Origin of the sequence: Pontibacillus marinus BH030004 = DSM 16465 (assembly GCF_000425225.1) — a bacterium.
Taxonomy (GTDB): Bacteria; Bacillota; Bacilli; order Bacillales; family BH030062; genus Pontibacillus; species Pontibacillus marinus.
This window is the reverse complement of record NZ_AULJ01000050.1, coordinates 22948-34109: the sequence shown is the minus strand read 5'-3', so window position 1 is coordinate 34109 and position 11162 is coordinate 22948. Positions and strand designations below refer to the sequence as shown.

At 36.7% G+C, this 11162-nt stretch carries 13 protein-coding genes and 1 other RNA gene; 2 read left to right on the top strand and 12 right to left on the bottom strand.

What is annotated here, in order from left to right:
* Positions 1–171: 171 nt before the first annotated feature.
* The 7 genes from H514_RS0112120 to H514_RS0112090 form a co-directional block, all read right to left on the bottom strand.
* A complete protein-coding gene (locus H514_RS0112120) occupies positions 172–1674 on the bottom strand; it encodes a carboxypeptidase M32 (protein ID WP_027447203.1) in 1503 nt (500 codons plus the stop codon).
* A 15-nt stretch (positions 1675–1689) separates the two neighbouring features.
* Positions 1690–2826 carry a THUMP domain-containing class I SAM-dependent RNA methyltransferase gene (locus H514_RS22980; RefSeq protein WP_036842584.1) on the bottom strand — a complete coding sequence of 379 codons (1137 nt, stop codon included), beginning with the start codon at positions 2824–2826 and terminating at the stop codon, positions 1690–1692.
* Positions 2827–2995: 169 nt separating this feature from the next.
* Positions 2996–3380, bottom strand: an RNA gene (gene rnpB / locus H514_RS24360) — RNase P RNA component class B.
* Between the two features lie 182 nt (positions 3381–3562).
* Positions 3563–3898 carry a cell division regulator GpsB gene (gene gpsB / locus H514_RS0112105; RefSeq protein WP_027447202.1) on the bottom strand — a complete coding sequence of 112 codons (336 nt, stop codon included), beginning with the start codon at positions 3896–3898 and terminating at the stop codon, positions 3563–3565.
* Positions 3899–3972: 74 nt separating this feature from the next.
* Entirely contained in the window at positions 3973–4536 is a 564-nt protein-coding gene (locus H514_RS0112100; protein WP_027447201.1) for an SLOG family protein, read from the bottom strand.
* Between the two features lie 60 nt (positions 4537–4596).
* Complete coding sequence (locus H514_RS22975; protein WP_081673009.1) at positions 4597–5028, bottom strand: CotD family spore coat protein; 432 nt, start codon at positions 5026–5028, stop codon at positions 4597–4599.
* Between the two features lie 176 nt (positions 5029–5204).
* Positions 5205–5609, bottom strand: coding sequence for a cytidine deaminase (locus tag H514_RS0112090; RefSeq protein ID WP_027447200.1), 405 nt, complete (start codon positions 5607–5609; stop codon positions 5205–5207).
* Positions 5610–5791: 182 nt separating this feature from the next.
* On the opposite strand from H514_RS0112090, the gene H514_RS0112085 reads away from it, so the two are divergent.
* Positions 5792–8860: an efflux RND transporter permease subunit gene (locus H514_RS0112085; protein WP_027447199.1), complete on the top strand. Its 3069-nt coding sequence runs from the start codon at positions 5792–5794 to the stop codon at positions 8858–8860.
* A 46-nt stretch (positions 8861–8906) separates the two neighbouring features.
* Here H514_RS0112085 and H514_RS0112080 read toward each other — a convergent pair whose 3' ends face one another.
* Genes H514_RS0112080 through H514_RS0112070 form a run of 3 tightly spaced genes read right to left on the bottom strand, consistent with a single transcriptional unit; the run spans position 8907 to position 10032 of the window.
* Complete coding sequence (locus H514_RS0112080) at positions 8907–9236, bottom strand: YbjQ family protein (protein WP_027447198.1); 330 nt, start codon at positions 9234–9236, stop codon at positions 8907–8909.
* Positions 9217–9414, bottom strand: coding sequence for a hypothetical protein (locus H514_RS22970; protein ID WP_036842591.1), 198 nt, complete (start codon positions 9412–9414; stop codon positions 9217–9219). Before H514_RS22970 ends, H514_RS0112080 begins: the two co-directional genes overlap by 20 nt.
* Positions 9415–9468: 54 nt before the next feature.
* A complete protein-coding gene (locus H514_RS0112070) occupies positions 9469–10032 on the bottom strand; it encodes a PilZ domain-containing protein (protein WP_027447197.1) in 564 nt (187 codons plus the stop codon).
* Between the two features lie 126 nt (positions 10033–10158).
* Here H514_RS0112070 and H514_RS24685 point away from each other — a divergent pair, with 126 nt between their 5' ends.
* A complete protein-coding gene (locus tag H514_RS24685; RefSeq protein WP_154657375.1) occupies positions 10159–10299 on the top strand; it encodes a hypothetical protein in 141 nt (46 codons plus the stop codon).
* Positions 10300–10326: 27 nt separating this feature from the next.
* On the opposite strand, the gene H514_RS0112060 is transcribed toward H514_RS24685, so the two are convergent.
* Complete coding sequence (locus H514_RS0112060) at positions 10327–10704, bottom strand: DUF1798 family protein (protein ID WP_036842610.1); 378 nt, start codon at positions 10702–10704, stop codon at positions 10327–10329.
* Between the two features lie 51 nt (positions 10705–10755).
* Positions 10756–11067 (bottom strand): hypothetical protein, encoded by a 312-nt coding sequence (locus H514_RS0112055; RefSeq protein WP_036842595.1) that lies wholly within the window; start codon positions 11065–11067, stop codon positions 10756–10758.
* Between the last annotated feature and the right edge of the window lie 95 nt (positions 11068–11162).

The following is an 11162-nucleotide window of genomic DNA, read 5'->3' as shown; positions in this document are numbered from 1 at the left end:
CCGGGGAAAGCAACCCGTTCCACAGCCCGCCGCTCTTCACATAGCAACGGAACCATACGCACTATATCTCGATTCCAAGTCTTCCACATAAGGGGGCTTTAATTGAATATTGAACCATTTATTCATAACAAAAGGCTTAACCACTTAGTGATTAAGCCTTTCATAACTATATTAAAACTGATAAATCTTCTGGTATTTCTCACGAAGATGGTCAACTAAATAAGTAGGGTTTAACTTTTCATTTGTTACACCTTCTAAGATTTCAAGCGGCTTCTTCATTTTTCCGTATTGGTGAATATTTTCTGTAAGCCATTTACGGATTTGTTCAAAGTCACCCTTACCAATAACCTCTTCCACATCTAAATCTTTTTTCATCGTGTTATGGAATTGTGCTGCATACATATACCCTAATGCATAAGAAGGGAAATATCCAAACGCACCACCAGACCAGTGCACATCCTGTAGTACTCCCTCTTGATCATTCTTAGGGCGAATACCAAGATACTCTTCCATTTTGTCATTCCACAACTCTGGTAGATCTTTTACTTCAATTTCATCATTAATTAAAGCTTTTTCAAGTTCATAGCGTACCATGATATGAAGACAATAGGTTAGTTCATCCGCTTCAATTCGAATAAATGAAGGTTTCACTTCATTGACAGCACGATAAAAATCTTCAAACTTCACGTGTTGAAACGACTCTGGTGCATGGGATAAGAATAGTTCATAATGGTTCTTCCAAAACGCCTCGGTTCTAGAAACGAAATTCTCCCAGAATAAGGATTGCGATTCATGAATTCCCATAGATGTTCCACCTGCTAATGGGGTATATGCAAGTTTAGGACTAATATTTTGCTCATATAAGGCGTGACCACCTTCATGAATTGTACCGAACACTGCTGTGCGGAAATCCTTTTCATCATATTTCGTTGTAACACGAACGTCCCCCTGGTTCAAGTCAATTGCAAATGGATGAACCGTCTCATCAAGTCGTCCGCCTTCAAAGTTATATCCCATACGATTCAAAATTTCCAAGCTAAACGCTTCTTGTTGCTCTTTAGGAAAATGACCTGTTAATAGTGATGGATCTGGGTGTACGTCTGATTTTTGAATTTGTTGAAGTAAGTCCGTTAATGATTTTCTTACAGCCGGAAATACTTCATCTAAAACATCAACAGTTACACCTGGCTCAAAGTTATCTAGCAGAGCATTATAGATATGTTTCTCATACCCCCAATACTCAGCAAAACGCTTGTTGTATTCAACCATTTTTTCTAAGTAAGGACGATACATATCAAAATCATTTTTTTCTTTTGCTTCTTCCCATATTGCCTCAGATTTAGCTTGAAGAGAAACATACTCTTTATATTCATCTGAAGGAATTTTGGAATGTTTGTTGTATTCCTTTTCACATTCCTCAATACTCTTCTGAATAATCTCGTCTTTCGTATGACCTTTTAATGCTTCAATATAACCCTTCATCTCATCAGAAGTAGCCATTTGGTGTACTTTCTGAGATAACGTAGCAATAACATCTGAACGCCCTTCTACGCCGTTTTTAGGCGCATATGTGCGAAGATCCCACGCCATTAAAGAAATGGCTTCTCCGTATTGACTCATTTCCTTCACATAATTCATAAACTGTTCTTCTGTTCGATTCCACTGTTCCCCCATGGTTCTCCTCCTCTTTTATTTATGCTCACCGAAATATTGATAGTAATCCGTTTTGATGAAGCCATTAAATAGTTTACGCTTTTTCGTTGCTTCTTTACCATATAGTTTTTCAAAGTTAGGGTGAGAAGTGATGATGTACACACTCCAAGAAGGACAGTCTTTCATAATTCCCCCAAAATCTTTGTACATTTGTTCAACTTGCTCCTTGTCCCCCATTCTTTCTCCATACGGTGGATTTCCTACAATATAACCATTCGCACTTTGAGGACGAAAATCCTTCACTTGCATCTGTTTCCATGTAATTAATTCACCAAGACCTGCTTCCATGGCATTTTCCTTAGCGATGTCTATTAAGCGTCCATCAATGTCAAACCCTGTAATATCAAGAGGTTGATCATAATTAGCAGCTTCTTCAGCTTCATTAAAGGCATCTTCCCATAGATTATAAGGAATCATATCCCATTCTTCAGAAACGAATTCACGGTTGAAGCCTGGAGCGATATTTTGTCCAATAAGAGCCGCTTCAATTGGAATGGTACCTGAGCCACAGAAAGGATCTACAAAAGGAAAATCTGGTTTCCAGTTCGTAAGTTGAACGAGAGCTGCAGCTAACGTTTCTTTTAAAGGCGCTTCGCCTTGACCAGTTCGATAGCCTCTTTTATGTAGACCACTTCCGCTTGTATCAATGGTTAACAACGCTATATCTTTATGTAAAGCAATTTCAACACGATACATCGGACCTGTTTCTTGGATTCGGGAAGAAGCAAGTCCATACATTTTCTTCATTCGTTCCACAATCGCTTTTTTCACTATGGACTGACAATCCGGAACTGAATGTAACGTTGATTTAACAGATTTTCCGATAACAGGTACTGAACCATCCTCGGGAATAAAATTTTCCCATGGTAAGGCTTTGGTTTGCTCGAATAATTCATCAAAGGTTGTAGCTTGAAATTCACCTACTACAAGTCTTACACGATCAGCCGTACGAAGCCATAAGTTACTTCTTGGAATGCCACTAACATCTGTTTGGTAACGCACTCTTCCATTTTCAACTGTAACATCTTCGTATCCTAATTCTTTTACCTCTTTCGCTACAACAGATTCTAATCCCATTGCAGATGTCGCGATAAGGTTAACTTTTTTTGGCATGTTCTTGCACTCCTTTATTGCTATTACGTAGCTATGTATTAATATGCTCGCTTTATGTCTTAGTAAAACATCAAAGACGGTTGTTGATTCTTTAAAATTATTAAAAAACCCTTTCTAAGCTTCTAGCTTTAGAAAGGGTGTCGTAAGTAAAATAAAGACCTGATGAATGCTTTGTAAGCCATGTTCTGTACCCTCGTACTCCTATCGGTGGTCAACCTCGTACATAAGGTGGTAATCATCTATCTACAAGCCTATAGCTTGTCTCTTCATTTTGGTTGAGTTCCCTCAGAAGAGTGCCCCTACCTATTTTTGGGTTGCTCGCTCGCGGGGTTTACCTCGTTCCACTTCGCTTGTTTCCAAGCGAACTTCGTCACTGTGGCACTTTCAAGATACTCTGACCTTATCTTCAAAAGACGTAGGTCATTTTTCTGCCGTTAGCTGTTACACTACCTTGACTTATGGTTTCGTCAAGCACGAACACTACAAGCATCTCAGCCTGTGCGAGCATGGACTTTCCTCTAGATGAATTGATCATCCAGCGATTACCCAAGCATTCATCAACCGCTCATATATTTTAATCTTTTCAAGTCGTTAGGTCAATGACTTTCTAATGAAAACTTAAGCGTAAGAACAGCCATCAAAACGGAATGTTTGTTAACGCTCATCTAACCTTGCATAATTCATTATACCACGAGAATGTGACCCTTTCATTATAAAAATGTTGGAAATCAGTCCATTAAGAGTCAGAATATTTCTTTCCGAAAACAGCTTTTTCTAAATTTGATAACCTCTGTAGGACATCATAGTTAACTTGTCCTTGCTGAGGTTGCTGTGTAGCACTTCTTGTTCTTTGTGGGGTAGGTGATGATGGCTGTTGTACCCCAGGCTTTTGTTTCTTTAATTGCTCATTTTCTTGCTTTAATCGTTCGATCTCTTTCTGAAAAGCATCATAATCTTGAATAACGTCATCTAAAAATTGATCGACTTCTTCTTGGTTATAACCTCGAATGGCTGTTTTAAAATCTTTTTCCAGAATATCTTTACTCGAATACTGTACTCGTTCTAAACCCATTTCTTTCACCTCAAACTTATAGCTCTCATCATAATCTTTGCAGATGAAGCAATTAATGTCAATTTAATGTTGAATCACTCTGACCAGTAATTTGGATCTTCCATCATCATCTCACGAACTGTGTCATCAATATCAAATGGTGTAATATAATAAATCTGGTAATCATGGTTCTCTTGATATTGCTTTGCTTTCTCTAAAAAATATCCAGGGCTTCCTCCTGTTTCTTCATCATATAAGAGTAAACAAGCATCACTTTTTTCTAATAACCACTGGTCTCTAGCTTGAAACTGATATGGCCCTTCATATTCTTTATTATACAATGGTTTAAAGAAATCTGCACCCTCTGTGAGCATACGATATTGCTCTTGTTGTTTTTCAGGCCACCTGTTTTCTTGATTTAAAAATGGCGGAAAAATTCCAAGCTTTACATCATATTCATTTTTCAAATCAATTATGATTTCGCCTGTCCATATTTCAACTCCCATATTACCTGAAATCAATACCCACTCTACCCCTTCTTCAATTAAAGGGAGTAATCTACGTTTAATCGTTTCTTTTACATAATCAATCTTAGGATCATCTATTTGGAATAATCCCATTTCCATTGGTTTATACCCTGAAACGGTTATGACCTTCATACAAGTCTCCTTTATGTAACTAGTGAGCTGGATAAACCAGCTCACAATTTTCTCTTTAGGCTAACAGCCACAATTTTTCGGTTTCATACCCATAGGCCCCATTTGGCCTGGTCCCATCATTCCTGGGCCGCCCATAGGTCCAGTAGATGCTCCAGCTACCTGACTGCCTGGTCCCATTTGACCTGGACCTCCTGGCCCCATCATTCCTGGACCACCCATAGGGCCTGTTGATGCTCCAGCTACCTGGCTACCTGGTCCCATATTAACATTTTGCTGTGAAAATTCAGTAACATCAGACTGTGATTGAGGGAAGAAATGTTTGTTCATTACATTTACATGGTTAACATTCGTAGTATGAGTAGGATGAATGTGATCTACCTCTTGCTGATAAAAGTTATGCTTTACACATTGCTTTGTTGGATATACTTTTTGTTGAGCTGGACTTACCATCTGCGGTCTTGGCCCACAACCACACATTCTTCTTGGACGCATAATCGTCTCTCCCTTCTTAATTCTAGGTTCACTAATAACCTATGTTGGAAGGGGGAGACATGTACTAAGACACATACCTATTTTTAGGGGGAGAATCCTAATTCATTTTATAGGACGGTTAAATAATAAAAATACTGCTCATACCAAATATGGCATAAGCAGTTGAAAAACCAACATTATTCATGATCATTTAAATCATTAGGTGAAAAAGAATACGGTAGTAATTGGTCTACAGTTAACGTTTTTACGTCACCTTGAAGGTTCGTAGTGTGAACTTTAGATTGCGCATCAAAAAATTCACTAATAACCTGGCGACAAGAACCACATGGTGGTACAGGACGATCCGTATCAGCTACAACAGCTAATGTATCGAATGAAGTTTCACCTTCAGAAATGGCTTTAAAAATAGCTACACGCTCTGCACAACATGTTACAGGATAAGCAGCATTCTCTATATTGCAACCATCATATACCTTCCCTGATGTGGTTAGTAACGCAGCACCAACTGGGAATTTAGAATAAGGTACATAGGCTTTTTCACGTATAGTTTTTGCACGTTTTATTAAATCTTCTGTATTCATAGATGAACGCCCTTTCATAAGTAAATGGATAATAATTATAAGCAAAAATTGATAACCTGTAAAGCGTTATCATACATTTGTACCAGTTCTTTTTCTATTATTGTTCCAAATCTTTTTATTAGCCATGATTATTATATGTGGGGTATAATTTTTGTAAAGGTTTTGTTTAAGGAGGAATAGATATGAACTGGATATTGAAGTACAGAAAAATAGTCCTTGTATTTGTCTTTTTGCTTGTATCAACTGGCATTTTTACATATTTTCAATTACCTAAACGGGATCTCCCAGAAATCGACGTAAATATCGCATCCGTTACTACGGCATATCCCGGTGCAACTCCTTTAGATGTAGAGCGGACGATTACCAATCCTTTAGAGGATAAGGTAAAGGAAATTGATGGTGTAGATACGGTAGAATCCATTTCAACAACAGGCTTTTCAACCGTTACTGTCACCCTTGAAGGAAATGTTAATAACCAAGTAACCTATTCTAAAATTAGACAGTCCGTATCTGACATAGCACGTTCCTTCCCTGATGAAGTTCAAGACTCATCTGTAAATACTGAGTTAAGTATGGCAGCTGTTTCCTCCTATCATTTACAAGCTCAAAACTATAATACGTTATATAACGCTCATGATTTAGTTGCAAAATGGAACAACCAATTATCTAACCTATCAGGTGTTGAATCTGTTCAAGTTAAAGGATTACCAGAAGAACAGCTCCTAATTGAATTGGATGCAGATAAACTTAATAACCAGTCTCTTTCTTCTTTCCAAGTCATTGACTCATTACAGCAAGAATTATCTCCAGGAGCTATTGGTAACATTAAAGAAGATGAAACACTCTATCAATTACGATTAAATAAAACATCGGACTGGAAAGGGTTAGAGGACATTGCAGTAGGGCTTAATCCTCAAGGTGAAACCTTAACACTGAATGATGTTGGGTCTATTACATTAACTCATAAAGAGGTTAAAGACTTAATAACATATAAAGGTCAACCTTCTTTATCATTAACCATCAAGGCTAAAGAAGGTATGAATATATCTGCTTTACAAGAGCGTATTGATGAGGAAGTAAAACATTTATCTGAGGAACTACCTGACAACATTACTGTAGAAGGCTTTTATAGCCAAAGTACATTAATTGAAGAAGTATTTACGAACCTCCTTACCTCCTTTGGGATTTCACTTGCTGCCGTATTGCTGATTATGATGATAGGATTGCCCTTCTCATCAGCTTTACTTGTCGCACTTGCCATTCCCATATCAGTATTAATCGGCCTTATCCCCCTACCTTATGTAGGTGTAGATTTAAATCAAATTTCGATTATTGGCATTATTATTGCCATTGGTATCCTTGTTGATGATGCCATTGTTGTAAATGACAACATTCAACGGCGTTTTCAATTAGGTGATAGTGCTTGGAAGGGTACCATTCGTGGTGTTAAAGATGTAAGAATTTCTATTATTACATCAACACTAATGATTGTATTTAGCTTTTTCCCATTAACTTTTTTATCTGGAAGTAATGGAGATTTTATACGTGCATTACCTACTACTCTAATCTCAACTATAGTAGCTTCAACCGTATTGTCGTTGACCCTTATTCCAACAGTGCAATATATAAGAAGAAAACGGAAAGTCTCGAAAACCCAACAAACAAATTCTGGTTTACTGGGAAGTCTCTTCTCTAAACTTGAAACGTTTTATGCAGATAAGCTTTTACCAAAGGTAACAAAACGTCCTTTTATAATAGGAATTTCAGGCCTCATTGTCTGTGCTCTATTCGCCAGTCTAGCAATTAAAATTCCTTTTGAATTTTTCCCATCTGCTGATCGTAAAGAAGTAACCATTTCCGTCACTGCCCCACAAGGGACTACATTAAGTCAAACCCATAATCAATTAGAAGAAATGGAATCTTTTATTAGGCAAAACAGTGAGGTTGTAGAAGAAACAGCTATTTTCACGGGAAGTGGAATGCCACCATTATTTAGTTCTTCCCTTCAACAAAGTGGGGAAAATACTGGTCAAATCCTAATTCGAGTAAATAAAACTCAACAAAGTGCCTCAAACTTTATAAACAATTGGGAGGAAAAGCTACGCAACAAATTTACAAATAGTGAGGTTTTCCTTGAAACCATAACGGCTGGCCCTCCTCCTAGCGCGCCCATTGCAGTAAATATTCAAGGCCCAAAACTTGATCAATTACTACAAACAGCTAATGACTTAAAAAAGGAATTGAACAAACTTGGTTCAACTGAACTCATTACATTAAACATGAGTGATGAACAACCCTATATTGAGTATTCATTAAATCGAGAAAAGATAGCTGAGAATAACATCTCCATTAATCAAATATCATCCCAACTCCAAGTTGCAAATACAGGTATTCCGTTACGTGTATTTGATAATGGTGTGGATCGCTACGATATGAAGTTATTACTAAATGATGGTAATGAATCAGGTGTTAATTTAGAAATATTAAGAGTGACTGGGTCACCTTCAACCCAATCGCTACCGAGTATCTTCACATTAGATGAATTGATTGAGCAAGAAAAGTCTAATCAAATAGGCACAATACCACATATGGATGGTGAAAGGACTGTGACCGTCAAAGGGTATGGAGAAGAAAGTTCGAATTCATTTCAAAAGGATGCTAAAGAAATAATTAACGAGTTTGAGAAAACATTACCTTCGGGTTACTCGTTTACAAATAGCGGTGAATTAAATGCTCAACAAGAATTCTTTATCGAAGTTTCAAAACTGTTTGTAATCGTCTTATTCTTGATTTATTTAGTGATGGCTATTCAATTTAACTCATTAACCATCCCTTTATTAATTACAAGTACAGTTTTCCTTGCTATAACAGGTGCCATTATTGGTTTGTTTGTTACGAAAGAGCCTCTTAGCTTTTTAGCTGTTTTAGGAATTGTGTCCCTATCTGGAATTGTTGTCCGAAACTCGGTGATTCTGGTTGATTTCATCGAACAAAATCACCGAGAATCACAGTCTATACACACTGCTGTAATTGAGGCAGGGCGTTCACGCTTACGCCCAATTATCCTAACATCACTTACATCAATCGCAGCTCTGTTACCAATTGCTTTTTCAGGAGATGTATTATTCAGACCACTAGCTATTTCTATTGTTGGAGGTTTGCTCTTTTCAACAGTTCTTACACTTATACTATTACCTTCCTTTTATTTAATTCTGTATCGAATTCGAAGGGGTAAATTTAAGACTCCATAAATTAAAAAGGGAGATAGCCATTTTAAGGTTATCTCCCTTTTATCACTTATTGTTCAGGGGCTTTACTAAGTGTTACAGCCGTACCATATGCAATGATTTCCGAAGCTGCATTTGTTACGCTAGATGTTTCTAACCGAACATTTATGACAGCATCGGCCCCCTTTTCTTCAGCATGCTTTTTCATACGACCTATAGCTTGTTGTCTTGCCTCATCCATCATTTTAGTATAGTCTACGAGTTCTCCACCCACAATATTTTTAAGGCTTGCCAGAATATCTCTACCTACATTTTTAGATTGTACTGTACTTCCTCTTACAAAACCTTTCAATTCCTTTATTTCTTGGTTTGGAACAAAATCAGTATTCACGATAATCATTTTCTTCTTCCTCCTTCTTTTCTCTCAATCGATCTTTAATAAGTAAAAACATAATAATACCTAAAGTCACATAAGAGGCTACAATTAAAATCAACCCCAATACCCAACTCTGTAAAACCAGCAGTGCGATACCTAAGAATTGTAATATAGAAATAAGAGCAACTAAAAAAACTCGCACAAGCTCCACCTTCTTTCTTCTTACTATGTTATACGAATGGAAAACAGAAAAGTTTTATTTTCGAGGAGAAAAAATTTGTTGAGATAACATATATTCACGAATAGACAACAAATGATTATCGTTTATTGTAAGAATCTCACAACCATACCTATTTTCCTTTTCAGAATCGGCAATATTTTTTATTTTGATCGACGCTTGTACCTCAAGCTTTTCATCTTTAATGTGAATATCGTATATACTTTCATTTTCTAGTTTCTCGGAGGATAAAAAACCAAAACCTTTAACGTTTATGTCAATAACGGTAGCTGTGCCAGCAAAACTGTACACGCCACCTCTTACCTGATATAAAAATGCTGAAAAAGAACAGGATAATCGAGGCAGTTTTCGGCGATTATCAGGGAATTTATCCAAAAATAAAGGTAAATATAAATAGATGTGAAAACCGTCTTTCTTTAGTACTTTTGATTTAAATTCTATATGCTCATAAGTGCAGGTCCATAAACTTCCTACATGTAGTTTTGTCCGGTCATGTACGATGATCTCCATCATTTCACCTTGTATATCTAATACTTGTCCAATAACAAGTTGTTGACCTTTTCTCATTTTGAGGTATTCCAATTATTTCACTCCCTCTCTACATTATAGTCCCCATTAATCTTTATTGCATCGTTGTTTTTTCTCATTTCCTTAAGAATGAAGTTGCGCATTTGAAAAATACTATAAAGTGAAAGGAGGGGAATCAGAATGGGACGAGGAAAAGGATATAAAGTTCAAAGACAAAACCATGAGCATGAAAAACCACTCACTGCGAAGCGCTTTGCTGAGGAAGGTGAACAGAAACCAAAAGGTATGCATGCTTCCAAAGGCGGAGCTATTAAAGAATAAATGATGCATGTTAAAAGCAGACTCCATTTAGGAGCCTGCTTTTTTATTCATTTCAATGGAATCTAATAATTGATCAAGAACATAATGAATGGAGTTATATAATTCCATATATCGTTTTTTTGGAACATCAATATAGTAACTGTGTAATATCACAAGTTCGAAATTTTCTTTTGTGTTTTTTATTTGTAAAGGGTAAACAATCGAGTTTTCAACTTTATAGGTATATTGTTCAGCTAAATCGGCCCATTGTTCATTTAGTTCAAACAATGGTTTCGATTCTCTCTTTACCTTTTCAAAAAGCTCACGATCTTTACGATCTGGAGGCTTTTCAGATTGTAAGAAAAGATCTTTTAATTGATCTAAATTTTTCTTCACTTCCATTATCGTTTCTTCCAGCGACTTCATCAAAATACTTCACTCCTTCCCTTCTACTGTAACATGAAGGAAAGGGATTCATCACCTACGAAATAAGCGTTGCCAAAGATTCTTTTTAGATTCGTTTTGTTCAACGACTTGTTCATTCATTTGTTGTTTTTGTCGTTTTTGGAGTTCTCTCAATTCTTGGTTCAGCCGAATGCATTCAGATTGTAAGTGCTCTATTTCTTGTCTATGGGAAAGGACCATTGTTAAAACAACTTCATCTGCTTTTTTAGAAACTTTTTCATCGATTACATGAACACGATCCATCATTTCCATCCAAGCTTTTTCAAACTCCCTTTTAGACATACCTTCTCGATACATTTCCATCTTTTTAGCTGCTAAACCCATGATATTGACTCCTCCTCTAGTTTTCTTTACACAACTATTTCTTCTTGATGTTTGTAACTCCTTCACTCTTGACAAAAGTAGAAGAAAAGAGACAA